The organism is Arthrobacter sp. Soil764 (genome assembly GCF_001428075.1).
Lineage (GTDB): Bacteria > Actinomycetota > Actinomycetes > Actinomycetales > Micrococcaceae > Arthrobacter.
Window position 1 is genome coordinate 17,629 of record NZ_LMSI01000001.1, and the last position, 24,264, is coordinate 41,892.

The 24,264-nt window shown below is 64.6% G+C and carries 20 protein-coding genes and 3 pseudogenes; 11 read left to right on the top strand and 12 right to left on the bottom strand.

The window, feature by feature from the left end; translation table 11 throughout:
* Positions 1 to 72 precede the first annotated feature (72 nt).
* Positions 73 to 1,017 (bottom strand): metallophosphoesterase, encoded by a 945-nt coding sequence (locus ASG86_RS00080; RefSeq protein ID WP_056328535.1) that lies wholly within the window; start codon positions 1,015 to 1,017, stop codon positions 73 to 75.
* A gap of 6 nt (positions 1,018 to 1,023) precedes the next feature.
* Positions 1,024 to 3,351 (bottom strand): transglycosylase domain-containing protein, encoded by a 2,328-nt coding sequence (locus ASG86_RS00085; RefSeq protein WP_056329609.1) that lies wholly within the window; start codon positions 3,349 to 3,351, stop codon positions 1,024 to 1,026.
* Between the two features lie 37 nt (positions 3,352 to 3,388).
* On the opposite strand from ASG86_RS00085, the gene ASG86_RS20355 reads away from it, so the two are divergent.
* From ASG86_RS20355 to arfA, 8 genes are all read left to right on the top strand, one after another.
* Positions 3,389 to 3,544: a DUF4177 domain-containing protein gene (locus ASG86_RS20355; RefSeq protein ID WP_009359196.1), complete on the top strand. Its 156-nt coding sequence runs from the start codon at positions 3,389 to 3,391 to the stop codon at positions 3,542 to 3,544.
* Between the two features lies 1 nt (position 3,545).
* Positions 3,546 to 4,079, top strand: coding sequence for a RidA family protein (locus tag ASG86_RS00090; protein ID WP_056328538.1), 534 nt, complete (start codon positions 3,546 to 3,548; stop codon positions 4,077 to 4,079).
* 15 nt (positions 4,080 to 4,094) lie between these two features.
* Positions 4,095 to 5,006 carry an NUDIX hydrolase gene (locus ASG86_RS00095; protein WP_056328541.1) on the top strand — a complete coding sequence of 304 codons (912 nt, stop codon included), beginning with the start codon at positions 4,095 to 4,097 and terminating at the stop codon, positions 5,004 to 5,006.
* An 80-nt stretch (positions 5,007 to 5,086) separates the two neighbouring features.
* On the top strand, positions 5,087 to 6,088 hold the full coding sequence (locus ASG86_RS00100) for a LacI family DNA-binding transcriptional regulator (protein ID WP_056328543.1): 1,002 nt from the start codon (positions 5,087 to 5,089) through the stop codon (positions 6,086 to 6,088).
* 223 nt (positions 6,089 to 6,311) lie between these two features.
* Complete coding sequence (locus ASG86_RS00105; protein ID WP_056328546.1) at positions 6,312 to 7,646, top strand: extracellular solute-binding protein; 1,335 nt, start codon at positions 6,312 to 6,314, stop codon at positions 7,644 to 7,646.
* Between the two features lie 25 nt (positions 7,647 to 7,671).
* Positions 7,672 to 8,652: a carbohydrate ABC transporter permease gene (locus ASG86_RS00110; RefSeq protein ID WP_235565028.1), complete on the top strand. Its 981-nt coding sequence runs from the start codon at positions 7,672 to 7,674 to the stop codon at positions 8,650 to 8,652.
* Positions 8,653 to 8,654: 2 nt separating this feature from the next.
* Positions 8,655 to 9,551: a carbohydrate ABC transporter permease gene (locus tag ASG86_RS00115; protein ID WP_056328547.1), complete on the top strand. Its 897-nt coding sequence runs from the start codon at positions 8,655 to 8,657 to the stop codon at positions 9,549 to 9,551.
* A gap of 55 nt (positions 9,552 to 9,606) precedes the next feature.
* Positions 9,607 to 11,145: an arabinosylfuranosidase ArfA gene (gene arfA, locus ASG86_RS00120; RefSeq protein ID WP_056328549.1), complete on the top strand. Its 1,539-nt coding sequence runs from the start codon at positions 9,607 to 9,609 to the stop codon at positions 11,143 to 11,145.
* A 55-nt stretch (positions 11,146 to 11,200) separates the two neighbouring features.
* Here arfA and ASG86_RS00125 read toward each other — a convergent pair whose 3' ends face one another.
* The gene (locus tag ASG86_RS00125) at positions 11,201 to 11,878 is read right to left on the bottom strand and encodes a Crp/Fnr family transcriptional regulator (protein WP_013602309.1); all 678 of its coding nucleotides are present in this window, start codon (positions 11,876 to 11,878) and stop codon (positions 11,201 to 11,203) included.
* 196 nt (positions 11,879 to 12,074) lie between these two features.
* Between ASG86_RS00125 and ASG86_RS00130 the strand changes: the two genes are divergently transcribed.
* A complete protein-coding gene (locus ASG86_RS00130; protein WP_056328552.1) occupies positions 12,075 to 13,259 on the top strand; it encodes a MarP family serine protease in 1,185 nt (394 codons plus the stop codon).
* A gap of 10 nt (positions 13,260 to 13,269) precedes the next feature.
* Here ASG86_RS00130 and aroQ read toward each other — a convergent pair whose 3' ends face one another.
* The 8 genes and pseudogenes from aroQ to ASG86_RS00165 form a co-directional block, all read right to left on the bottom strand.
* A complete protein-coding gene (gene aroQ / locus ASG86_RS20850; RefSeq protein ID WP_056328556.1) occupies positions 13,270 to 13,734 on the bottom strand; it encodes a type II 3-dehydroquinate dehydratase in 465 nt (154 codons plus the stop codon).
* Positions 13,735 to 13,995: 261 nt separating this feature from the next.
* Positions 13,996 to 14,196: pseudogene (locus ASG86_RS21165) on the bottom strand (LacI family DNA-binding transcriptional regulator); the annotation flags it as partial.
* A gap of 3 nt (positions 14,197 to 14,199) precedes the next feature.
* Positions 14,200 to 14,886, bottom strand: a pseudogene (galE, locus tag ASG86_RS20855) (UDP-glucose 4-epimerase GalE); the annotation flags it as partial.
* 1 nt (position 14,887) lies between these two features.
* Positions 14,888 to 15,293 (bottom strand): annotated as a pseudogene (locus ASG86_RS20860) (SDR family NAD(P)-dependent oxidoreductase); the annotation flags it as partial.
* Positions 15,294 to 15,384: 91 nt separating this feature from the next.
* Positions 15,385 to 17,565 (bottom strand): alpha-galactosidase, encoded by a 2,181-nt coding sequence (locus ASG86_RS00150; protein WP_056328560.1) that lies wholly within the window; start codon positions 17,563 to 17,565, stop codon positions 15,385 to 15,387.
* A 147-nt stretch (positions 17,566 to 17,712) separates the two neighbouring features.
* Positions 17,713 to 19,053: an ABC transporter substrate-binding protein gene (locus ASG86_RS00155; RefSeq protein ID WP_056328563.1), complete on the bottom strand. Its 1,341-nt coding sequence runs from the start codon at positions 19,051 to 19,053 to the stop codon at positions 17,713 to 17,715.
* Positions 19,054 to 19,098: 45 nt separating this feature from the next.
* Positions 19,099 to 20,025 (bottom strand): carbohydrate ABC transporter permease, encoded by a 927-nt coding sequence (locus ASG86_RS00160; RefSeq protein WP_056328565.1) that lies wholly within the window; start codon positions 20,023 to 20,025, stop codon positions 19,099 to 19,101.
* Positions 20,026 to 20,035: 10 nt separating this feature from the next.
* A complete protein-coding gene (locus ASG86_RS00165; RefSeq protein WP_056328568.1) occupies positions 20,036 to 20,977 on the bottom strand; it encodes a carbohydrate ABC transporter permease in 942 nt (313 codons plus the stop codon).
* A 210-nt stretch (positions 20,978 to 21,187) separates the two neighbouring features.
* Between ASG86_RS00165 and ASG86_RS00170 the strand changes: the two genes are divergently transcribed.
* Entirely contained in the window at positions 21,188 to 22,393 is a 1,206-nt protein-coding gene (locus ASG86_RS00170; RefSeq protein WP_056328570.1) for a Gfo/Idh/MocA family protein, read from the top strand.
* 1 nt (position 22,394) lies between these two features.
* A complete protein-coding gene (locus ASG86_RS00175; protein ID WP_156386075.1) occupies positions 22,395 to 23,423 on the top strand; it encodes a LacI family DNA-binding transcriptional regulator in 1,029 nt (342 codons plus the stop codon).
* Here ASG86_RS00175 and ASG86_RS00180 read toward each other — a convergent pair.
* Positions 23,420 to 24,208 (bottom strand): DeoR/GlpR family DNA-binding transcription regulator, encoded by a 789-nt coding sequence (locus ASG86_RS00180; protein WP_056328572.1) that lies wholly within the window; start codon positions 24,206 to 24,208, stop codon positions 23,420 to 23,422. The two genes, ASG86_RS00175 and ASG86_RS00180, sit on opposite strands and share 4 nt — an antisense overlap.
* Positions 24,209 to 24,264: the final 56 nt, after the last annotated feature.

The window sequence follows — 24,264 nt, forward strand, 5'->3', positions numbered from 1 at the left end:
ATGCCCGTTGCCCTATCAGATACGGTCCTCATAACCCCATTTTGGGGACCGTATCTGATGGAGCAACAGGTGTCAGCTGGGGGAGGTGAGGGTCAGCAGGACGGCTTCAGGTTTGCAGGCGATCCTTACCGGGGCGAAGCGCGAGGTGCCGATGCCGCCCGAGACGTTGACCGGCGTCGTGCTTCCGTTGCTTGACCAGTCGTTGAGGCCCTTTGCGCGCCAGGTGGGAAGGTCGCAGTTGGACACGATGGCTCCGTAACCGGGGATGCACAGCTGGCCGCCGTGGGTATGTCCGGCCAACAGGAGGTCCGCTCCGCTTTCGGTGAAGTGGTCCAGGACCCGCTGGTACGGCGCGTGGATGACCGCTACCCGGAGGTGGTCATTCGCATCCTGGCTGACCGTTCCGCGGGGCCAGCCGGCGTACCGTTCCCGCTTCAGGTGCGGATCATCAACGCCCGAGAAATCGAAGCGCATGCCTTTAAGGACCAGGGACTGGCTGCGGTTGGTGAGGTCAACCCAGCCGCTCATGCCGAAGCCCGAGCGCAGGCGCGGCCAGTCGAGTGCGATCGGCTTCGGCTTCACCTTGGATGGCCCTAACAGGTACGCTGCCGGATTCTTGGGGCTTGGCGCGAAGTAGTCGTTGGAGCCGGGGACGAAGACGCCGGGGAACTGCAGCAGCGGCTTTAAGGCATCCAGCAGCGGGTCCACGGCCTTGACATGGCTGAGGTTGTCGCCCGTGTTCACCACGAGGTCCGGCCGAAGGTCAGCCAATGACCCCAGCCAGTCCGCCTTCTTGTTCTGCCCGGGCACGAAATGGATGTCACTGAGGTGCAGGATCCGGAATGGTTCGCGGCCGGGAGGCAGGATGGCAAGGGTTTCTTCGCGGAGGACGAACTGGTTCTTCTCCCACAGTCCGTAGCCGAAGGCAGCCATTCCGGCCGCGGCGCCGGCGCCTGCAGTGACGGCAAAGCCGCGCCCGATTGCACGGGCGCGGCTTGCCAGGGTGTCGATGTTCATGGGTGCTTAGCCGTTGCCCTTTCCGTTATTCCCGCTTCCGTTGCTCGTGGGTGCCGGTGCCGGGGCCGGGGCCTGGGTGGCGGGAGCCTGCGGAGCCGGTGCCGACGGAACGGGAGCCTGGGTGGCCTGCGGCGTGGTCCTTGCCGGCGGAGAGCTGGTGGTGGTCCCGCTGATCATGTTGCTCGGCGGTGCCGGGAACGGGTTGGTCCCGTAGGCCGGGGCGATCTTGGCCATGTAGCTGGAGAACATGGGGCCGGCGATCATGTAGCCGTCGATGCCCTTGTAGAACTTGCCGTTGACCGTGATGTTCTGTCCGGCACGGTCCTGTGCTCCCAACGGGTCACCGAACCAGGCAGCGGTGGCCAGGCCGGTGGTGTGGCCTACAACCCAGGTGGAGCCGTTGTTGTTGGACGTACCGGTCTTGGCGCCGATGGGGAAGCTGGTCTTGGTGGAGATGCGGGGCTGGATCAGCGCACCGGACCCCCGGTTCAGGACTTCCTGCAGCGCATAGTTCACGCCACGTGCAACCTCAGGCTTGATGGCATCACGGCAGCTGCTGGACTGCGCCGGGAGCTGCTTGCCGGTGGCGTCAGTGACCGCGGTGATGGCGATGGGTTCGCAGTACTTGCCGTCGTTGGCGAAGGTGGCAAAGGCACTCGCCATGGTCAGCGGGGAGGTCTGGGTGGAACCCAGGAGGTTGCCAAGGGTCATCATGTTCACCTTGGGGTTCGGCTCGTCAGCTGAGGGCAAGCCACTGTGCAGTCCCACGGCGTCCACGATCTTCTGGATGCCGCAGAAGTCCAGCTGGGCGGCCGAAGCAAACGTCACGGTGTTGATGGAGTTGTAGAGGCCCTCCAGGACCGTCAACGGCCGGTACCACTGGGGCTCGGCGTTCTGGAGGTCGTCCGCGGCGTCCAGGCCGGCGTTTTTCTGAGCCGTGCTGTAGGCGCCCTGGATCTTGCCGCAGGTGTTCTTCCACGGGTAGCCGATGGGGTAGACGCGCTGCGCTGCGTTGACCACGGTGTTCATGGTCTTGCCCTCGTTGAGCCACTCGGCGAACGTGAACGGCTTCATGGTGGACCCCGGCTGGGCGCCGCCCATGCCGTTGAGGTCGTTGCCGTCCTTGTCCAGCTTGTCCACGTTGAAGTTCAACTGGGAGTCGAAGCCCTGGCCCGGCAGGAACGTGGTGTTCTGGGCCATCGATATGATCTTGCCAGTGCCGGGCTGCACGGACACCATGGCGGCGCCCCACTTATCAGGGTTGGCGCCGGCGGCTGCGTTGGCCTGCTCCTGGGCCGTGGCCTGGGCGTTGGGATCCAACGTGGTGGTGATGGTGAGCCCGCCGCCGTAGATCAGCCGCTGGCGCTCCTTCACGTCCGCACCGTAGGCGGGGTTGTTTTCCAGCAGGTGCAGGATGTAGTCGCAGAAGTAGGGGGCAGAGGCCGCATAGGCGCAGCCCTGCTTGGGCTGGGTCACCTTGGGCTCCACCGGGGTTGCCACGGCGGCGTCATGTTCGGCCTGGGTGATCTTGTTCTGGTTCAGCATCAGCCCCAGCACCAGGTCGCGGCGCTGCTTGGACTTCTCCGGGTTGGTGATGGGGTCGAAGGCGGAGGGGCTGTTGACCAGGCCGGCCAGAAGCGCTGCCTGCGGCAGGGTCAGGTCCTTGGCGGTGGTGCTGAAGAAGTACCGGGAAGCGGCCTCAATGCCGTAGGCGTCACGGTTGAAGAACACGATGTTCAGGTAGCCCTCAAGGATCTGGTCCTTGCTGAACTCCTTCTCCAGGGCGATGGCGAGCTTCATTTCGCGGAGCTTGTCACCCACGCCCTTGTTGACGCCGTTGAGCTTGATCTGGTCCTCTTCGCCGGCGGCGGCGAGGTTCGCGTTCAGCACGTTGTTGACGTACTGCTGCGTGATGGTGGACGCGCCCTGCTTGTTGCCGCGGGCGGTGCTCACCAGCGCGCGGAGGATGCCGGTGGTATCCACGCCGCCGTGATCGTAGAACCGGCTGTCCTCGACGGCGATGATGGCGTTCTTCATGTTCGGCGAAATCTGGTCCAGCGGAACCTTGGTGCGGTTCTCGGTGTAGACGCTGGCGATCTCGCTGCCGTCCGCAGCCAGGATCCTGGTGGTCTGGCTGGGGGGATCAACCTTCAGCTCTGCCGGAAGGGAATCGAAGAAGTCGATGGAACCGCTTGCCGCGCTGCCTGAGACGGCCGCGGCAGGGACCAGCAGGCCTGCCACGAGGACACCGCAAATCGCGCTCACACCAAGGAAAAGAAGGATCTTACCCAGTGTGGTGGCAGTGTCGAATAAGGGGTTCTTGCGAGTCGCCATGTTTTCCACTTTACCGGCAAGGGCTACGCTTTCTTTCATGACCAAATGGGAGTACGCGACGATTCCGCTCATTATCCACGCCACAAAGCAGATCCTGGACCAGTGGGGAGAGGACGGCTGGGAGCTCGTCCAGGTGGTCCCCGGACCTGACGGCAACGGCCTGGTCGCCTACCTCAAGAGGGAGAAGCAGTAGCATGAGCACCCCCGCAGAAGCCCAGTCCAGCGCCGCAACGGCGCCCGTTTCCGCCGTCGAACAGCGCCTTGCCGAACTTGGCATCACCCTCCCCGAGGTGGCCGCCCCGGTAGCCTCCTACGTTCCAGCCGTAGTCTCCGGCAGCCACGTCTACACCTCGGGCCAGCTCCCGTTTATTAACGGCAAACTCGAAGCTACGGGCAAGGTGTCCGCCGGTACGGAAGGGTACGCCGACGAACCCACCGTTTCCCCCGAGGACGCGCAGCGCTACGCAGCCGTCTGCGCCGTCAACGCCCTGGCTGCCGTCAAGAGCGTCATCGGCGACCTCGACCGGATCACCCGGATCGTGAAAGTTGTGGGATTCGTTGCCTCGGATCCCTCATTCACCGGCCAGCCCGCCGTCGTCAACGGCGCATCGGAACTGCTGGGCCGCGTCCTTGGTGAGGCCGGGCAGCACGCACGTTCCGCCGTCGGCGTTGCCGTTCTTCCGCTCGACTCTCCCGTAGAGGTCGAGCTGATCGCCGAATTCAGCTAAGACCGGACACTTCCCTTGCCACACCTCGCACGACGCCTTTTTGCACTTCCCCAGGACCTTGAAGGGGCAGCGCAAAGCTGGCTCGAACACGGCGAGCGCACCCCCCGGGCCGCGCGCTTCGCCTCATCCGTTGTCCTCCTGCGTGATTCGCCCAATGGCCTGGAGACGTGGCTGGGTTACCGGCCCGGCTCCTCGCCGCTGGGGGTCCTCGCCTTCCCCGGCGGGTCCCTTGACCCGGCCGACGACGACGCCATGGGTTGGCTGGGCCCGTCACCGCAGCATTGGGCTGAGCAGATGGGAACGGACGACGTGGGGCTGGCGCGGCGCCACGTGGTGGGCGCCATCCGCGAGCTCTTTGAAGAAACCGGCGTGCTGCTGGCGGGCCCGGACATGTCCAGCACGGTCGAGGCCACCTCCACCCCCGAGTGGATGCGGGCACGCATTGCGGTGGCGGACCAGGAGAAAACGCTCGCCCAGGTGCTGGGCAAGCGTGGGTTGTCCCTCCGGACGGATCTGCTCAAGTCCCTCGTCAACTGGCGCAGCCCCGACTTTGCGCACCGCCGGTTCGACACCCGCTACTTCGCCGCCACCGTTCCGCTTGGCCAGGAACCATCGCTGCTTGAAGGCAAGGGCGTGTGGGGCAGGTGGGTCAATGCCGCACAGGTGGTCCAGGAGCGGAACACCAGCGCCCTGGGCGATGAGGCGGGCCAGGAGAACACTGTGGGCCGCCCCTTGGGTGAGCTGTTGGTCCCCGGCTCCGAGATCATGCTCGAGAAGATGGCCGCTGCCAACGGCTGCATCGCCTACCTGAGCTACAAGCGCAAGCCGCACGTGTACCAGCCAACACTGGTTGAAGAGGACGGCAAGCTCATGCTCGAAGTCGAGGCCGCCAAGACCGTGGCGGGGGACCACCAGCGCGAACGCTGATGCTCCGCCTCCGTGCAGCTGGGGATGGCGGGCCGGAGTAAAATCGTCACCAAAGCCATACCGGGAATAAGGGGGCGCCGTTGCGCGCAACGGTCAAGGACGTAGCGCGCCTCGCAGGGGTTTCGCCCAAGACGGTCTCGAACGTCATGAACGGCATCGTCCCGGTCAGCGGTCCCACCAGGGCCAAGGTGGAGCAGGCCATGGCGGAATTGGATTACGTGCCCAATCTCTCGGCCCGGGGACTGCGCAACGGCAGGTCGGGGGTCATTGCCTTGGCCTTGCCCGACCTGGGCACGCCCTATTCTGCCGAGATCGCGCACAGCGTGGTGGAAGTAGCCCACGAGCAGGGGTGGAGCGTTCAGATCGAGGAGACGGGGTCCGATCCCACCCGTGAATACGAGCTCATGTCGCGGGCGCGGTCCAACCTGATCGACGGGCTCATCCTCAACCCCGTGGTCCTGGACGAGAGTGCCGTCAAAGTGGGCGTTGCCTTGCCTCCGGTGGTGCTGTTGGGTGAGGTGTCCCAGAAACTGGCCGACCGTGTATGGGTGGACAGTGTTGCGGCTGCCCGTGACATGACCCTGGCGCTCGGCAGGACCGGCAGGCGGCGTATCGCAGTGCTGGGAGCCGCGGAAGGCCGCGGCTCGGCGGCGGCCGTCCTCCGCACACGTGGGTACCACGCGGCACTCAAAGAACTGGGCATTGCCCGGGATGACTCCCTAATCATCCCCTGCGAAAAGTGGAGCCCGGATGCGGCAGCGAAAGCGCTGTCCGCCCATCTGGACTCCCATCCGCTTCCGGAGGCCTTGTTCTGCTTCACGGACTCCATGGCCATCGGCGCACTCAGCGTGCTGTGGAAGCGCGGCATCAGGGTTCCCGACGATGTGGCCGTTGCCGGCTTCGACGACATTGCCGACGCACAGTTTGCAGTGCCGTCACTGACCACCGTTTCCTTCGACAAGCGCCAGGTTGCCCGTGAAGCGTTGCGCCTCCTCACGGAACGCATGGTGGACCGGCAGGGCCCTCAAAAGGTTGTAGCCATTGATTACAGAATTGTGGAGCGGCAAAGCACCTCCTCCTAGGCTGCCTGCACCCCCGTCAAAAACCTTCGAGGAACCACGTAATCGAGAGCGGCAGGTCACTTTGGGAACGCTAACAAATTTTCGTTGCGGTGGTCATTACATCGATGTAATGTGAGGCGTGCGTCACACCGCCGGCTCTTCGGCACTCAGCCGAGGGGTATGCAGCAACAACGGTTTGTGGCACGGAAATGACTTTCAGCGGACCCATCCAAAGGAGTGACGGGTGAAGCAGTTTGATTCTTTCGCAGGCAGGCAGCTGTCAAGGCGGCAGCTCTTATCAGGAACCGCAGCAATGGGAAGCGTGTTTGCTGCGGCCGCCCTGGCAGGGTGCGGTGGGAACGCCTCCGCCGCGGCTGTCAGGGACATCCAGTTCTGGCATCTGTTGTCCGGCGGCGACGGCATCAAGATGCAGAACATGATCAGCAAGGCGAATGACGGCAACCCCGGGTTCAAGGTTCATCCGACGGTTCTTGCCTGGGGGCCGCCCTACTACACCAAGCTCGCCATGGCCTCCGCGGGCGGCCGTCCGCCCCAGTTGGCCATCATGCACGCCAGCAGGGTTCCGGGCTATGCGCCGGGCGGGCTGATTGACCCCTGGGACCTGGACCTGCTGGCCGAACATGGCGTTACCGCCCAGAGCTTCGCACCGCGGATCTGGGACAAGAGCCAGAACAACGGCAAAGTTTTTTCCATCGCCCTGGATTCACATCCCTTTGTGATGTTCTACAACCGTGATGTGGCCGGGAAAGCCGGCCTCCTGGCCGGGAACGGGCTGTTGCAGGAAGTGCATTCCCCGCAGGACTTCCTCGCCATGGCCCGGGAAATGCAGAAGGTGACGAAGGCCCACGGTTTGTCCTTTGGGTACCTCGGCAGCGGGTCCCAGATGTGGCGCCTTTTCTACACCCTCTATAAGCAGCACGGGGCAGATATGGAGCTGACTCCCGGCAAGCCAATGGTTGCTGACAACGAGGCGGCGATCGAGTCCCTGGAGTTCATGGCATCGCTCTTCGATGACACCATTGCGGCGCAGAGCGGTGATATCAGTACAGGAATCGCGGAATTCGCCCGCGGCGGCTCGGGAATGCTGTTCAGCGGCGTCTGGGAACTGCCAACGATGAAGAAGGCAGGCCTCCCGGTGGACGCCGCAACCATTCCAACGCTTTACGGGACGCCGGCAGCCTACGCCGACTCGCATTCCTTCGTCCTGCCACGGCAATTGAATGTCGACGACGTGAAGCGCCGCGATGTCTACAAGTTCGTGAGTGACATCCTCAAGGGCTCGCTGTCCTGGGCCGAAGCAGGCCACATCCCCGCCTACCAGCCGGTGGTCCAGTCACAGGCCTACCGCGAGCTCACGCCCCAGATCCACTACGCCAACGCCGCGGACATCATCGCCTACGACCCGGAGGCATGGTTCAGCGGATCCGGCTCAGACTGGCAAACCTACTTTGCGGAGACCGTGCAGAACGTGCTCCTCGGCCGCGACAAGGCAACTGACGGCTGGGATGCCTTCGTGCGGCGCACCAACACCCTGCTTTCCCGTCCCAACCCGGTTTGAACCGCCAAGCGACATAGGAGTCCAAATGAGTTCCGTAGCAACATCACACGACAGGGAGGGGCAGCGGGGTTCGTTGCCCGGCCTGTCCCGGCACAGAATATCCAACCAGGCGGGGTCCAAGCCCGCAAAGTCCCGTTCCCAAGGCAGCAGGGACAACATCAACGGCTGGGCGTTCGCCGCGCCGTTCCTGGCGTTCTTCCTGGTCTTCCTCGTCTGGCCCCTCCTCTACGGGCTGTACATGAGCCTGACCGGCAAATCGCTTACCGGCGCGAACGACAGCCTCATTGGCTTCGCGAACTACGCGGAGGCCCTCGCCGATTCCGACATGTGGCGTTCCCTGGGCAACACCCTTTACTTCACCGTCATCAGCACTGTCCCGCTGGTGGTCGTTGCCCTGGTCATGGCGGCATTGGTCAATGTCGGACTGCCCGCACAATGGTTGTGGCGCCTTTCCTACTTTGCCCCGTACCTGCTGGCCTCCACCGTGGTATCCCTGTTCTTCACCTGGATGTACAACCCCCAGCTGGGCCTCATCAACAACGCATTGGTCAGTGTTGGACTGCCGAAAGTGGCGTGGCTGAACGATCCCGGCGTAGCGATGTGGGCCATCGTCATTGCCACGCTGTGGTGGACGGTGGGTTTCAACTTCCTGCTGTACCTGGCAGCCATGCAGAACATCCCGGCCCAGCACTACGAAGCAGCATCGCTTGATGGCGCCGGCGCATGGCGGCAGTTCTTCTCGATTACGCTGCCGCAACTGGCCCCGACCACGGTGATGATCGTGCTCCTCCAGATCCTGGCTTCGCTCAAGATTTTTGACCAGGTCTACCAGATGACCGCCGGCGGCCCCGGCGGTGCCACCCGGCCGGTGGTCCAGTACATCTTCGAAACCGGGTTCACCGGATACCGGCTGGGATACTCCGCGGCCATCTCCTACATCTTCTTTGGATTGATCGTGGCTGTATCGGTCATCCAGTTCTTCATCACCCGCCGCAGGAGTGCATAGCCATGGCAACCGAAATTCTCACCCGCCCCGCCACCTCCACTGCCAGGCCGTCCGCCAGCCGCAGGACCGGCAGCAGGATGACCCCCGGGCGGGCCGCAGTCCTGGCAGTCGCCGCTCTGCTGGCCGTCCTTTGGCTGGTGCCTTTCGCCTGGGCAACCGTTACGGCTTTCAAGAGTGAGACGGACGCCGCCGCTCCGAAGATCAGCTGGATCCCGCCGTCGGGCTTCACCGCCGACGCGTTCGTCAAGGTGTTCCAGGACGGCAACATCCCGCTGTGGACCTGGAATTCCCTCTACACCTCGGCGGCCATCACGGCTATCACCCTGGTGATCTCCGCACTGGTGGCCTACGCCCTGTCCCGGATCGATTTCCGCGGCAAGAAGGTCCTCATGGTGGTGATCATTGCGTCCATCATCATCCCGCCGCCGGTCCTGATCATTCCGCTGTTCTACCAAATGGTGGCGCTGCACATGATCGATACGTCGTGGGCCATCATCCTGCCGCAGGTCATCCACCCCGCCATGGTGTTCGTGCTCAAGAAGTTCTTCGACCAGATTCCCCGCGAACTCGAGGAAGCCGCTGTGATGGACGGCGCCAGCCGGATGCGGATCTTCCTCCAGGTGGTCCTGCCGCTGTCCCGTCCCATCCTGGCCGCCGTCGCGATCTTTGTTTTCATCGGCGCCTGGAACAACTTCCTCTGGCCGTTCATCGCCACCAACGACGGCTCCATCCTGACCCTCCCCGTGGGGCTGCAGACCATCAAGAGTGCGTACGGCATCCAGTACGCCCAGAACATGGCATCGGCCCTGCTTGCAGCCCTGCCGCTGATTCTGGTGTTCCTGTTCTTCCAGCGCCAGATCATCAAGGGCGTTGCGACGACGGGACTCGCCGGCACCTGATTCCCACCTTCGCTTCTACATCACAGACCCCGAGCACACCCAAGGAGATTTGCACATGTCCCGCGCCAGGATCACCCTCGACCGCGACTTCACCATCGCCGACGTGCCCCGCCGGCTGTTTGGCTCATTCGTCGAACACATGGGCCGCTGCGTCTACACCGGTATTTACGAACCCGGCCACCCGGAGGCTGACGACAACGGCTTCCGCCAGGACGTCCTGAAGCTCGTCAAGGAGCTCGGCGCCACCGTCATCCGCTATCCGGGCGGCAACTTCGTCTCCGGCTACGACTGGGAGGACGGGATCGGCCCCCGCGAAGACCGGCCGCGCAGGCTGGACGGCGCCTGGCACACGCTGGAGACCAACGCCTTCGGCCTCCACGAATTCGTGGATTGGTCCCGGCAGGCCGGCACCGAAATCATGGAAGCAATCAACCTCGGCACCAGGGGAGTGGACGCTGCCCGTGCCATTGTCGAATACGCCAACCACCCCGGCGGCACCCGCCTGTCCGACCTGCGGGCAAAGAACGGCCACAAGGATCCGTTCAACATCAAACTGTGGTGCCTTGGCAACGAGATGGACGGTCCGTGGCAGATCGGCCACAAGACGGCCGAAGAGTACGGCCGGCTGGCCCAGGAAGCGGCCAAGGCCATGAGATTCGTGGACCCGGACATCGAACTGGTGGCCTGCGGAAGCTCGAATTCCGGAATGCCCACCTTCGGTGCATGGGAGCAGACGGTCCTGACCCAGGCATACGACCAAGTGGACTACGTCTCGCTGCACGCCTACTACCAGGAGCGCGACGGCGACGTTGGCAGCTTCCTCGCCAGCGCAGTGGACACGGACTACTTCATCGAATCAGTCATCGCCACTGCTGACGCCGTCCGGGCCAAGGGCAAACACAAGAAGCACATTAATTTGTCCTTCGACGAGTGGAACGTTTGGTACCAGCGGGGCCTGGATACCGAGGACCAGCCGCACAACGTCTCCAAGGCCGGGTGGCGCGAGCACCCCCGGGTCATCGAGGACAAGTACAACGTGACGGACGCCGTCGTCGTCGGTACGTTGCTCAACTCGCTGCTCCGCCACGGGGACAGGGTCAAGATCGCCAACCAGGCACAGCTGGTCAACGTCATTGCCCCCATCTTCAGCGAGGAGAATGGCCCTGCCTGGCGCCAGACCATCTTCCACCCCTTCGCACGCATGGCCGAACTGGCGAAGGGCCGGATCCTGCGGCTGTCCGTGGACTCGGACAAATATGACAACGCCCGGTTCGGCGACACGGACCTGGTGGATGTCAGCGCCACCTGGAACGAGGAAACAGGCCGGGTGGCCCTGTTCCTGGCCAACCGCGGGCTGGAGGAGGCCGCGGAGGTGGAGGTCAGCCTGCGTGGCTTCGATGCGCAGCGGGTGGTCAGGGCCGAGGTACTCGAAATTCCCGAGGGCGGTGACCGCTTCACCATCAACAACCAGGAGAACCCGGACCGCGTGGGCCTCAAGCCGCTCCAGGGAGCCAAGGCAAACGGGTCCGAGCTCCGTCTCAGCCTCCCCGCCTTGTCGTGGGCCGTCGTCGAACTGGACGTGGTCAAGAACTGACCCACTCCCAGGCACAGAAAAGGCCGCCCCTCGGGGCGGCCTTTTTCGTGGGGGTTTAGCGGGAGCGCTGGCGGAGCCGCTGCATGTCCAGGATGACCACGGCGCGGGCTTCGAGCCGGAGCCAGCCGCGCTGGACGAACTCCGCCAGGGCCTTGTTGACCGTCTCGCGGGAGGCGCCCACCAGCTGCGCCAGTTCTTCCTGGGTCAGCTCGTGTGCCACCAGGACGCCATCGGTGGCGGGCCGGCCGAATCGGTCCGCCAGGTCCAGCAGCGCCTTGGCCACACGGCCGGGGACGTCGGAGAAGACGAGGTCGGAGAGGGAGTCGTTAGTGCGGCGGAGGCGGCGGGCCAGGGCCTGCAGCAGCTGGGCCGACACCTCGGGGCGCGTGCGCAGCAGGGTGTTCAGGCTCTCGTTCTTGAGCCCGGCAAGCCGGGTTTCGGACACCGCGGTGGCGGTGGCCGTTCGGGGGCTGGGATCGAACAGCGCCATCTCGCCGAAGAGCTCACCGGGGCCCAGGATGGCCAGGAGCGATTCGCGGCCGTCGGGGGAGGTGCGTCCGAGCTTCACCTTGCCGGAGACGATGAAGTACAGCTGGTCACCCTGGTCACCTTCGCGGAACACGGACGCGCCGCGGGACAGGTCCACCTCGGTCAGCTCATCCGTCAGAAGGCGGAATGCGTCGTCGTCGAGCGTGGCGAAAAGGGGTGCTCGGCGCAGTACCTCGATGTCCATGAAATCTCCTGAGTAAAAGTATCGGCTGTGGCGGCTTGTGCCATTGTTTCAGAATTTTCAACGTTCTGTGACGAACTTGGCAGCCGAAACGCCTGCAGGCAGTTGAACGCGGGTTTGCCGGACGGCGGGGCAGGCCGCGGAAGTTTGTCAGTGTGCGCCACTAGAATGGGGATTCAACTGTTAATAAGGAGCCTTTGTGGTCGGCCTGACTGTCCTGGACATCGTCCTGATCCTGGCGCTGCTGTCATACCTGATCTACGGCCTTCGCAACGGGTTCCTGGTCACCGCAGGTGGCCTTGCCGGTTTTGCTGCGGGCGCCATTGCCGCCTTCTTTGCCGTCCCCCTCGTCAGCACCTTTGTCGAGGACTCCGGATGGAGGCTCACCGCCATCATTGCTGCCGCCTTCTTCCTGATGGCCCTGGGGCATGGGCTGGGCACCATGGTGGGGCGCCAGCTACGCGGCGTGGTGCGGATCCGGCCGCTGCGCGCGGTGGACCGGCTGGTGGGCGGTGCGCTGAACCTGGTGGTCTCGGCTCTGGTGATGTCCATGCTGGCCTTCAGTGTCAGCTCCCTCGGCGTGCCGGTGGTGTCCCAGCAGCTGGCCGAGTCCAAGGTGATCCGCTTTATCGACGGGCTCACCCCCACTCCCGTGAAGGCCACCATGGCGCAGCTGCGCTCCACGGTGATCGGCAACGGTATCCCTACGCTGATCGAAGGCCTGGACCAGGGCCAGGCAGTCCAGGTACCCAACACCAGCACCAATACGCCCGCGCTTAACAAAGCGGCACAGTCCGTCCTCAGGATCGCCGGCACGGCGTACGAATGCGGACAGAACCAGACCGGCAGCGGCTTCGTGGTTTCCCAGGACCGCGTGGTGACCAACGCACACGTGGTTGCGGGTGTGTCGCAGCCGGTGGTGGAGATGCCCGACGGCGGTGCGATGCCAGGGCGCGTGGTCTACTTCGATACCAAGCGGGACCTGGCGGTCCTTGCCGTGGACAGTCTGCCGTCCCGGCCGTTGCCGCTGAGCCGCGACCTTCCCGGCGGCAGCCAGGCCGCATTTGCCGGATATCCGCACGGCGGACCTTTCCAGTCCAAGCCCGCCACGGTGCAGGACATCGCCACGGTCCTGGTCCCGGACATCTATGGAAACAACCCCTCGCCGGAGGACATCTACCGCCTGGCCGGCGATGTGCAGCCGGGAAACTCGGGCGGCCCGCTGCTCACCACCGACGGCCAGGTGGCCGGCGTGGTCTTCGCCAAGGCAACCTCCGATGCCGAGGTGGGGTTCGCCATCACCATGAGCGACCTTGACCCCGTGGCAGAGCAGGCGCCGGCGCTGTCCACTCCCGTTTCTTCCGGGCAGTGCATCCAGAAATAGCGGCCTGCGGCTAAAGGACCTCGGCGAGGTAGTCGATGGCCAGCTTGTAGCCGAACACTCCGGCGCCAACAATCACCGCGGCGCAGACCGGCGACAGGTAGGAGTGGTGCCGGAATTCCTCCCGCTGGTGCACGTTGGTGATGTGAACCTCGACGGCGGGCAGCTGCACAGCCGCCAGGGCGTCACGAAGTGCCACGGACGTGTGCGTGAAGGCGCCGGCGTTGAGGACAATCCCGACGGCGTTCTGCCGGGCGGCGTGGATGGTGTCCAGCAGGACGCCTTCATGGTTGGACTGGACGCACTCCACCGCGAATCCGTGGTTCTTCCCGGCGGCCGCAGCCAGCTGCTCCACGTCGGCAAGGGTTGAGGTGCCGTATTTCTCGGGCTCACGGGTGCCCAGCAAGTTCAGGTTGGGGCCATTGATGACCAGGATGGTGCCGCGGCCGGCTTCGTCAGTGGAGGTGGCTTCAGTCATGGTTGCCAATCTATCGCCCGGGTAGTTCGGGGCGTGCATTCTTACGCCCGATAGTGCTTCCGGCGCTGCTGCTGGGTATGCCGGCATCCTGGTCACGATGCCTGCGGCCGAACCGGCATCACTTCGCACACCTTCAGCCCTGTGGGCATCAGGGCATGCCACGGCGGAGGCCGTTAACCCGTGAACGTGGGTGCACACCGTGGCGGGGCCGTTCCGGGCCCTGGCCAGTTCCGAAGCTGCGGCCGAAGCAACATATCCGAGCTCCAGGGCGGCGGCCTCAACCTTCCGGCGGGTGGCAACTGACACCCGCGGTAGTCCACGCAGGGCACGTGAAACGGTGGCAGTGGAAACCCTTGCGGCCGCCGCCACATCCCTGATGCTCGCTGCGGATGTGCCACGTCCGGTCTGGACCAGCAAAGAACCGGGCGGATCCTTGTGAAGGCTGGTCATGCCTCTGGCCATTTCCTAGTTCTTGTAGCCGTTGGGGTTGTTCTTTTGCCAGCGCCAGTGGTCCTCGCACATCTGGTCCACCGTTTTGGTGGTGGACCAGCCCAGGTCTGCCAGCGCAGAGGTGGCGTCGGCCCAGAAGGCGGGAAGGTCCCCCGCGCGTCGGCCGGTGATCTCGTAGGGGATGGGCTTGCCCACTGCCTTTTCGAAGGAGCGCAGGACCTCCAGGACGGAGGAGCCCCTGCCGGAGCCAAGGTTCCAGCGGCACACGCGTCCAGCGCCGCAACGTGCCCTTCGGCCAGGTCCACCACATGGATGTAGTCGCGCAGGCAGGTGCCGTCCGGGGTGTCGTAGTCGCCGCCGAAGACCATGAGCTTCTCGCGGCGGCCCACTGCCACCTGGGCGATGAACGGAACGAGGTTGTTGGGGATGCCCTGGGGGTCTTCGCCGATCCGGCCCGAGGGGTGTGCGCCCACGGGGTTGAAGTAGCGCAGCAGTGCGATGTGCCAGCGGGAGTCGGCGGCGCCGAGGTCGGAGAGGATGTCTTCGATCTGTTCCTTGGTGCGCCCATAGGGGTTGTTGGCGCCGATCTCCATCTTTTCCACATAGGGGATGGGGTTGTGTTCGCCGTAGACGGTGGCTGAGGAGCTGAACACGATGGAGCGGACGTCGTGCCGGTCCATGACCCGGATCAGGTTCAGGGTGNAGGGGATGGGGTTGTGTTCGCCGTAGACGGTGGCTGAGGAGCTGAACACGATGGAGCGGACGTCGTGCCGGTCCATGACCCGGATCAGGTTCAGGGTGCCCACCAGGTTGTTGTAGTAGTACTTCAACGGCTCCTGCACCGATTCCCCCACGGCCTTGAGCCCGGCGAAGTGGATGACGGCCTCGATGCCGCTGCCAGCAAAGACCTTCTCCACGGCGGCCTCATCCACCAGGTCAACGTGGTGGAACTCTGCGGCCTTGCCGCTGAGTTCGGCCACGCGCCGCATCGATTCCTCGCTGGAGTTGACCAGGTTGTCAATGACGACCACGTCGTGGCCGGCTTCCTGCAGGGAAAGAACAGTGTGGGAACCGATGTAGCCGGTACCACCAGTAACCAGAATTCGCATTGAGTTTTTCCTTGTATGGAGCGAAGGCTGCCCCGCCGCCCCAGTGCTCGAAAAGCACGGGACGGCGGGGCAGCCTTGGGCTTGCGGAGGACTAGAGCGCGGTGAACCGCAGCAGCAGCGCGTGCTCGGGGTTCAGGATGGGCATGGGCAGCCCCACTTCCGCCAGGAAGCGGCCGTTGGCCACGGCGCCGTCCGCCAGCCAGGCCGGCGGCTGGACCTGGGTGAAGTTGTGGCGGTAGTCCGCGTCACCCGGGGCCGGGAAGACCGCCTCCACCCGGTAGTCACGCGCCTGCTCAAGGCCGGGAATGGCCACCTTGCCGGGCTGCTCGGCGAAGGCCGTGCGGGTGCTGACCAAGGCGAACAGGGCCGCCGTCGTACCAGCCTCAGGTGCCGTGCCGGCGACCGCACCGTGCAGCATCAAGGACTCGTCCGGAACATCGGCACGGACCATCCGGCCGCTGTGGATCAGGTCCCGGTGCTCCTTGTACAGGCCGATAAACCGCTTGAGTTCGTCGCGCTCGGCGCCGGTGACCTGGCGGACGTCCCACTCCATGCCGAAGTGCCCGAACAACGCCGTGATGGCGCGGAAGGACAGATCGTGGGTGCGGGCTGTGGTGTGCGAGGTGGTGGGGCCAACGTGTCCGCCCACCAGCTCCGGCGGAACCACCAGCCCGGTCCAGCGCTGGATGCTCTGGCGTTCCAGGGCGTCGTTGCAGTCCGAGGCCCAGATCCGGTCCGTCCGCTCCAGGATCCCCAGGTCCACCCGGCCGCCGCCGGAGGAGCAGCTTTCAATTTCGACGCCGGGATGTGCCTTCCTGAGCTCGTCGAACAGCCGGTAGGCGGCCAGGGTCTGTTCGTGGACGGACGCGCGGCCGGCGTGCCCGTGCTCCACCTGGTCCCGGTTCTGGTCCCACTTCAGGTAGCTGATCCTGTTTTCGCGCAGCAGGGCGTCGATGCGGTCGAAAATGTACTGCCAGGCGTCGGGGTTCACCAGGTCGATCACGTGCTGGTTCCGCCACTCCAGTGGCAGGCGGCCGCCGTTCTTGTGGGACTGCGCTGCCGGGCCCACGATCCATTCCGGGTGCGCGCGGGCAATGTCTGAATTGAGGTTGACCATTTCAGGTTCCACCCAGAGGCCGAATTCCATCCCGCGGGAGGTGACGGCGTCGATCAGCGGCGTCAGCCCGTCCGGCCAGAGCGTCTCATCCACGTACCAGTCGCCGAGTCCGGCGTGGTCGTCGCGCCGCCCGCGGAACCAGCCGTCATCGAGCACAAAACGTTCCACGCCGAGGTCCGCAGCGGAATCCGCGAGTTCGATCAGGGTGGGGAGGTTGTGGTCGAAGTAGACCGCTTCCCAGGTGTTCAGCACCACGGGGCGCGGCTTGCCGCCCCCGGCGGCCGGGAGCACGTGGTGGGGCCGTGACCGGAACCAGGTGTAGAACGCCTCGCTGATGCCATCCAGCCCGCGGTCCGAGTACGCGGCGAACAGGGCCGGGGTGGTGTAGCTGTCCTGCGGCTGAAGCATGACTTCGGCTGGGCCCAGCAGCTCCGAACCCCCGATCATGGTCCGGCCGTCGCCGATGGTGTCGGTGAACTGTTCGTGGTTGCCGCTCCACGCCAGGTGGGTGGCCCAGACTTTTCCGTGGCGATTGCCGAAACCAGGGGTGCCGGCGGCAAGCAGGAGGGACGAGTCGTGCCCGGTGCGGCCATGCCTGCCGGTCCGGACCCACGTGCCCTGCTGGATGGCGCGGCGCTGCGGGTGGTTTTCCCGGCACCAGCGGCCGGTCAGGTCGAGGAGTTCGACGGCGTCGGGCGCCACCGGGAGAATGGTGGCCAGTTCATCCAGCTGGTAAGGGGTGGTGCCGTGGTTGGTGAGGGTGTGCCGCAGTTCCAGCAGGCCGCCGTCGTGCAGTATCAGGGTTGATTCAACGGTGAGGCCGGCCTCAGCGTCAGCGTGGGTGATGACTGCCGTGGTGCCCTCGGCCCGAGCTGCCACAGTGCGCAGGCGCGGGGAGAAGTCGAGTCCGGAGATACCGTCGGCAATGCGGTGCCCGCGGAGGCCCGGGCGGCCGCGCCAGCTGGAGGACGCCTGGGGCAGGAGGCCGGCAGGGACGCGGGCATCGGCGGAGGAATGCCCCACGGGCCCGCCAAGGATGGCGAGGTCCGGGAGGGTGCTGCCAAGATCCGCACCCCAGTGGATGACTTCGGCCTCCCCGCTGTCGAAACTGATCACCAGGCTGGTGCCGGCGGAACGGAGGTGGAGGGGGTCCATGGGATCTCTTTCAGTGTCAAGGGGTGCGCCTTAAGTTACGCACGGGAGGAAAGCAAGGGGAAGGGCCTGCCGGATGCCGCCGCCGCGAGGAGGGAACGGCGGCATCCAGCCGGTGGCTGCGACCACATACGCAGCCACGAATGGGGCCTACTTGAAGAGGGCGTTGACCTGTTCGTTGGCCTGGGTGAGGGAGCTCGCCGGCGCCTTGCCCGAAACCACCGCGTCCATGGCGGGCTCCATGATGCCCTTGACCTTGGCGGTGTTGTCCGTGATGGGGTACAGGAACGTGGTCTTGTTCTTGACGTGCTCAGTGAAGGCTGTGACGTCCACGCCCTTCGCGGCGAATGCCGCGGCAGCCTTGTCCGAGGATGCCTTGAGCGCCGGGAAGACCACGGCCTTGGAGGCTACAACATCCTGGCAGTCAGCGGAGGCAAGGTACTCCACCCACTTGATGGATGCGTCCTTCTTCTTTGTTCCCGCCCAGATGGAATCGGCCAGGCCATTGAACATCGAGGCGCGCTCGCCCTTGGGGCCGACCGGGGTGGGGGCGATGCCCACTTCGACGCCCTTGTAGCCGGTGTACTGGCCGATCATCCAGGAGCCGTGCGCGTTGATGGCCGACTTGCCGGCGGCGAAGGTGTCAGCCATGGCTGCGCCCACAGTGGTCTCCAGCTTGGGCATGTAGCCCTTGTCAGCCAGCCCGGCGAACCATCCCATACTCTCCTGGAACTTGGGGTCGTCGTAGTTGTAGTGCGTGCCCCACGGGTTCTTGTCCGTGTGGGACCATCCGGTGGTGTTGGTGAGGTAGCTCCACTCGGTCTGGCCGGAGGAGTCGCCGCCGCCGTTCAAGCCCAGTCCGTACACGGCCACATTGTTCTTGTCGAAGCCGGGCTCGTCGCCGCGCTTGCCGCTCTTGTCCACAGTGAGGTGGGCGATGACCTTTTCGTAGGTGCCGCCGTCTTCGGGGTTCCACGTGAGGTTCTTCATCTGGTCCTCGGTGATGCCCGCGCTGGCGAGCATCGCCTTGTTGTAGAAGAGGCCAATGGTGTCCCAGTCCTTGGGCAGGCCGTAGCGCTTGCCGTCCTGGCCTACCCAGAGATCGGCGAGGCCTTCGTTGTACGCGGTCAGGTCGATGTTGTCCTTCTTGACGGCGTCATCGATGGCCAGCAGCTGCTTTTTCTCGGCCAGTTCGCCGTAGCGTCCCAGGTGGTTGGTGAACACGTCCGGAGCGGTGCCGCCCACGAAGCCGTTGGTCAGGGTGCTCCAGTAGTCGTCCCACCCGCGCTGGGTGATCTTGACCTTGATGTCCGGGTTGGCCTTGCTGAAGTCGTCAGCGCACTGCTGGTACGCGGGGAGCTGGTTGGCGTCCCAAAGCCAGTAGTTGATCTCGCCCTTGGACGCCTCGGCGGAGGAGGAGGATCCACTGCAGGCGGACAGGGAGAGCGCCACAGCGGCGGCAACGGCGACGGCGCCGAGTGATTTCTTCATGGTTCTACTTTCCGTTCAGGGGTGGGGTGGAAGGGTTGCAGGTGGTTACTTGATGCCGGAGAAGCCGATGGAGTTGACGATCTTCTTGCCAAAGGCGGCGAAGAGGATCAGCACCGGCAGGGCGGAGATCAGGGTGGCGGCCATGAGCCCGGACCAGTCCGGTGCGCCCTGCGGTGATTGGGACTTGAAGACGCCCAGGCCAACCTGCAGCACCCGGACGTCGTCCTGGGAGCCCACCAGCAGCGGCCAGAAGTATTCGTTCCACTGGCCGATGAAGGTGAGCAGGGCAAGGGTGGCAATGGGGGCTGCGGCGTTGGGCAGGACGATCTGGAAAAAGATCCTCAGGTGCTTGGCGCCGTCGAGCATTGCTGCCTCTTCCACCTCGCGGGACATGTTCAGGAAGAACTGCCGCAGGAAGAAGATGGCGAAGGGGGTCATAAAGAGGTACGGCAGGACCATGCCGAGCATCGTGTTGAGCAGGTCCAGGTTCTTGATCAGCAGGAAGTTGGGCAGTGCCGTGAAGATCGGCGGGACCAGCATGGTGCCGAGGAAGAGGCTGAAGACGGCGTTCCGGCCCTTCCAGCGCAGCCGGGCGAAAGCGTAGGCGGCCATCGCGCTGAAGAACACTGCCCCGGCGGTAGTGATCGAGGAGAAGATGATGGAGTTCCGCAGGTAGAGCCAGAAGTCGATCTGCGCTCCGGAACCGCCTTCTGCCACAGCCTCGGCAGCCGTCTGGAGCCCGAAGACGCGTTTGAAGGCGCCGAAGCTGAACTCGGCCGGCAACAGGCTGGTGGCATTGGTGGCCAGCGCGTTGTTGGTGGACAGCGCCGTCCGAAGGACCCAGAGGAAGGGCAGGACCGAGACGGCGATAGCGAGGACCAGGAGGGCCCAGGCGGCGGCGCGGCGGGGGTTGAAAGTACGACGGCGGCTGGTTGCGGCCGGCAGCGGCGCGCGGCTTGCAGTGGTGGTCATGGAGGATTCCTTAGTCCAGGTCCGACTCGTTGCCCTTGAGGAACTTCATCTGGATGAAGGCCACCAGGGCGAGGATGAGGAAGAGAATGACGGCGATGGCGGATCCGTAGCCGAAGTCCGACTCGGTGAATGCGCGCTGGTAGATGTAGTACTGGATGACGCGGGTGGCGTTGACCGGGCCGCCTCCCGACGTGACGGCAACGGTGTCGAAGACCTGGAAGGAACCGATCACGGTCACCACCAGCACCAGGACCAGGACCGGGCGAAGCAGCGGAATGGTGATTTTCCGGAAGGTCTGGGAGGCTGACGCGCCGTCCAGTTTCGCTACCTCGTATACGTGGCCGGGGATGGCCTGCAGGCCGGCGAAGATCAGCAGCGCCGTGTAGCCCATATGCCGCCAGGTGTTGATCAGGGCCTGGGTGGGGATGGCCCACGCTTCACTGCCGAAGAAGGCCACCCGGGGAAGTCCCGCCCACTCGATGAACTGGTTCACCACGCCGATCTGGTAGTCGAGCATCCAGAACCACAGCAGCGCGGCGATCACGTTGGACATCAGGTACGGCAGCAACAGGGTGCCCCGAATGATGGTGGATTTGGCTACCTGGTGCATCAGGAGGGCCAGCCCCAGGGCCAGTGCGGTCTGCAGGACGATGTTCAGGAAGACGTACTGTCCTGTGACGGCCAGGGAGTTCCAGAAGAGGGGATCCTTGGCGATGGCCGTGTAGTTTTCCATGCCCACCCACTCGGGGTCGCCCAGGATGCTGTATTCGGTGAAGCTCAGGTACACGCCGCGGACGGTGGGCACGACGTAGAAGACGATGAAGCCGATCATGGCCGGTGCGATGAAAAGCAGGGCTATCTTGAGGTCACCGAGCTGGCGGAGACCGCCGTTGCGCTTGGGTTTGTCCGGTGCCGGTGAAAGAGATCTTGAGCGTTTGGCAAGGGTGGTCATCTTCGACCCTTTCCTGACTGTGACGGGGGTAACAACTTCGAAAGCAATCTACACGAGTAGATTAGGGGCCGCAAGGGTGAGTTTTAATCAGTCACAAAAAGGACTTTCCACGTAATCGGCCTGTTGACTCGAGTAGAAGCGAGTGGAACACTGGGTTCACTGATGGACAGCGCTTGCCTGAGTGCTTCCACCGTCCAGGAAAGGTAGACAATGACGTTTTCAATCGGCGTAGTAGGAGCCGGTCAGTTCGGCGGCCAGTTCGCGCACCTGTTCAACCTCCACCCCGGCGTCAGCGACGTCTATGTGGTGGACGAGCGGCCGGAGCGTGCTGCCCAAGCCGTGGAGCGGTACCACCTGGCGGGCACCAAGGCGGACTTCGAAGAACTTCTCGCCTCGGACGTTGACGCCGTTGCCATCTTTACCCAGCGCTGGACCCACGGGCCGCTGGTGGAACGGGCGCTGCGGGCAGGCAAACACGTCTACTCGGCTGTCCCCATGGCGGTTTCCGAAGAGGAAATCGCCCGCATCATCGAGGCCGTCCGTGACACCGGCATGGTGTACATGATGGGCGAGACCAGCTACTACAACCCGGCCACGGTGTATGCCCGCGAGCAGCAGGAGGCCGGCAGGTTCGGCCGGATCTTTTACTCCGAGGGCGATTACGTTCACGACATGGACCTGGGGTTTTACGATGCCTACCAGTACAGCGGCGGCGACCGCTGGAAAGAGACAGCCAGTTACCCGCCCATGCTGTACCCCACGCACGCGATCGGTGGAGTGCTGGGCGCCGTCCCGTCGCACGCGGTCAGCGTCAGCTGTGTAGGGGTTCGGGATGACCGGAACGACGGCGTCTTCGACCGCGACGTCAGCATGTTCGGCAACGACTTCTCCAACGCCACCGCACTCTTCGAGCTGAACGACGGCGGCGTGATGCGCACCAATGAGATGCGCCGCGTAGGCTACCCCTCCCACATCCGCGAATCCCGCTTCCGCTTCTTTGGTACTGAGGCAAGCTTCGAGCAGCTCGCCAAGGTCACCGTGTGGCAGGACAAGCAAAACGTCCATGACATCTCGGAGCAAATGGAAACCCGGCCCAGCATGTCCCTGGACGACCCCTCACTGGCCAACGTGGCCCCCGAGCTTCGCGATGCCTTCGTCTCCGGGCTCGCACCCGTCCATAATGCGGAAAGGCTTCCCGAGGAGTTTCGCGGTGCACCCAATGGGCATGAAGGCAGCCACCACTTCCTTGTGGACGACTTCGTCACCGCGGTCAACAACGGCACCCTGCCGCCCGTGAATGCCTGGGTTGCTGCCCGCTACACCCTTCCGGGCATCGTGGCCCACCAGTCCGCCCTGCAAAACGGCGCGCGGCTTCCCATCCGCGACTTTGGCGACGCCCCGTCCACTGGTAGCTAGCATGTACTCCATGGCCACTTCGACTGTTCCGGCGCCCCGGGGACCGGTGACGCGCAAGGATGTTGCGCGCTATGCCGGCGTCAGCACCGCCGTCGTCAGCTATGTGGTCAATGGCGGACCCAAAAAGGTAGCCCCGGCCACGGAGGCGAAAGTCCAGGACGCCATCCGCCGGCTGGGGTACCGTCCCAATGCTGCCGCACGGGCCCTGAAGCTGGGGTCCAGCGAAACAATAGGCCTGGTCATCCCGGACAACAGCAACCCGTTCTTCTCGCTGCTGGCCCATGCGGTGGAAGATGCCGCCGCTGAACTGGGCTACGCCCTGGTGCTAACCAATTCGGACGGAAACCTGGCGAAGGAACTCCGGAACGTCCGCAACCTTGCTGCGCGGCAGGTGGACGGGGTGATCCTTTCCAGCGTTTTGATGGAACCTGCCTTGCCGGAACTTGATTCTGCGGAGATTCCTGTTGTCCTGCTGAACCACAGCGGCGATGCGCCAGGATTCAGCAGCGTGGGGGTGGACCTGGTGGCCGGGGCAAAATCGGCTGTCAAACACCTGATCGGCCACGGGCACACCAACATCGCCCTCGCCATGGGTACCAACACCGGCAACTACTATGACGGCCGCGAGGAGGGCTGGCTGCAGGCCCTGGCCGAGGCGGGCCTGCCGGAGGGTCCCATTGTCCGCGCCCCCTTCACCCGGGAGGGCGGGTACGCGGCGGGCAAGCGGCTCCTGGCCGCCGCGGACCGCCCCACCGCCATTTTTGCCACCTCCGACCTGCAGGCAGTGGGGATCCTCCGGGCCCTCCATGAAGCGGGGCTGTCCATTCCGGAGGACATCGCCCTGGCATCCTTTGACGGTTCAGCTGAAGCGGAATACAGCTGGCCTCCCCTCACCACAGTGAAGCAACCGGCAAAGGCCATGGCGGAGGCCGCCGTCAGCGCCCTGATCGGGGCACACCGCGGCAGTGCATCCGAGCACCTGATCTTCCCCGCCGAACTGCAGGTCCGGCAGTCCTGCGGCTGCCCCTAGGCAGCAGCGAGCCGGAGCTTGCCCACCTTCTCCTGCAGGACACGCTGGGCTTCCGAACCCAGCCCCGGATCGCTGATCACCTCATCCACTTCGTCCAGCGACGCAATGGAACTGATGCCAAGGACACCCCATTTGGTGTGGTCCGCCAGCACCACTGTTTTGCGCGCGGCAGCCACAAAGGCACGGTTCGTTTCCGCCTCGAGCAGGTTGGGGGTGGTGAAGCCGGCCACCGCGTCCATGCCGTGGACGCCCAGGAACAGCAGGTCCAGGTGCAGCTGCTTCAGGGCGCTGGTGGCGATGGGGCCCACCAGGGCGTCCGACGGCGTCCGCTGGCCGCCGATGAGGATCACCGTGGAGCTGTAGTGGGTCCGGCCTGCGGCCGCGGCATGGTGGAACAAGTCCGCGATGCGCACCGAGTTGGTGACCACGGTGATGGGCGGCCCGTTAACAAGTTCTTTGGCGAGCGCCCAGGTGGTGGTTCCGGCGCTCAGGCCAACGGCCATCCCCTCCTGGACCAGCGCAGCCGCTTCAACGGCAATGGCACGCTTCTCCGAGGTCAGCTGTGTGGACTTCAGTTCGAAGCCGGGTTCATGGGTGCTGGCGTCCCCCGGAAGCTTGGCGCCGCCGTGGATCCGTTCAAGCCGGCCGGCTTCCTCCAGCAGTTCGATGTCCCGCCGGACGGTCATGAGGGATACGCCCAGCTGCTGGGCCAGGTCTGACACGCGGACAACCCGTTCCCGCTGGACTGTGTCCACGATGGCCTGGTGTCGAGCAGCGGGGAGCATGGTGTTCCTTTCGGGCGGAGGTTGGGGGAGCAGTGTCCCCGTCACAGTCCATCTTT

Coding starts and splice junctions, on each gene's coding strand:
- ASG86_RS00180 (WP_056328572.1), bottom strand. CDS start 24,208: ATGCTCCCCGCTGCTCGACACCAGGCCATCGTGGACACAGTCCAGCGG.
- ASG86_RS00080 (WP_056328535.1), bottom strand. CDS start 1,017: ATGAACATCGACACCCTGGCAAGCCGCGCCCGTGCAATCGGGCGCGGC.
- ASG86_RS00090 (WP_056328538.1), top strand. CDS start 3,546: ATGAGCACCCCCGCAGAAGCCCAGTCCAGCGCCGCAACGGCGCCCGTT.
- ASG86_RS00155 (WP_056328563.1), bottom strand. CDS start 19,053: ATGAAGAAATCACTCGGCGCCGTCGCCGTTGCCGCCGCTGTGGCGCTC.
- ASG86_RS00150 (WP_056328560.1), bottom strand. CDS start 17,565: ATGGACCCCCTCCACCTCCGTTCCGCCGGCACCAGCCTGGTGATCAGT.
- ASG86_RS00125 (WP_013602309.1), bottom strand. CDS start 11,878: ATGGACATCGAGGTACTGCGCCGAGCACCCCTTTTCGCCACGCTCGAC.
- ASG86_RS00170 (WP_056328570.1), top strand. CDS start 21,188: ATGACGTTTTCAATCGGCGTAGTAGGAGCCGGTCAGTTCGGCGGCCAG.
- ASG86_RS20355 (WP_009359196.1), top strand. CDS start 3,389: ATGACCAAATGGGAGTACGCGACGATTCCGCTCATTATCCACGCCACA.
- ASG86_RS00115 (WP_056328547.1), top strand. CDS start 8,655: ATGGCAACCGAAATTCTCACCCGCCCCGCCACCTCCACTGCCAGGCCG.
- ASG86_RS00165 (WP_056328568.1), bottom strand. CDS start 20,977: ATGACCACCCTTGCCAAACGCTCAAGATCTCTTTCACCGGCACCGGAC.
- arfA (WP_056328549.1), top strand. CDS start 9,607: ATGTCCCGCGCCAGGATCACCCTCGACCGCGACTTCACCATCGCCGAC.
- ASG86_RS00160 (WP_056328565.1), bottom strand. CDS start 20,025: ATGACCACCACTGCAAGCCGCGCGCCGCTGCCGGCCGCAACCAGCCGC.
- ASG86_RS00175 (WP_156386075.1), top strand. CDS start 22,395: ATGTACTCCATGGCCACTTCGACTGTTCCGGCGCCCCGGGGACCGGTG.
- ASG86_RS00110 (WP_235565028.1), top strand. CDS start 7,672: ATGAGTTCCGTAGCAACATCACACGACAGGGAGGGGCAGCGGGGTTCG.
- ASG86_RS00085 (WP_056329609.1), bottom strand. CDS start 3,351: ATGGCGACTCGCAAGAACCCCTTATTCGACACTGCCACCACACTGGGT.
- aroQ (WP_056328556.1), bottom strand. CDS start 13,734: ATGACTGAAGCCACCTCCACTGACGAAGCCGGCCGCGGCACCATCCTG.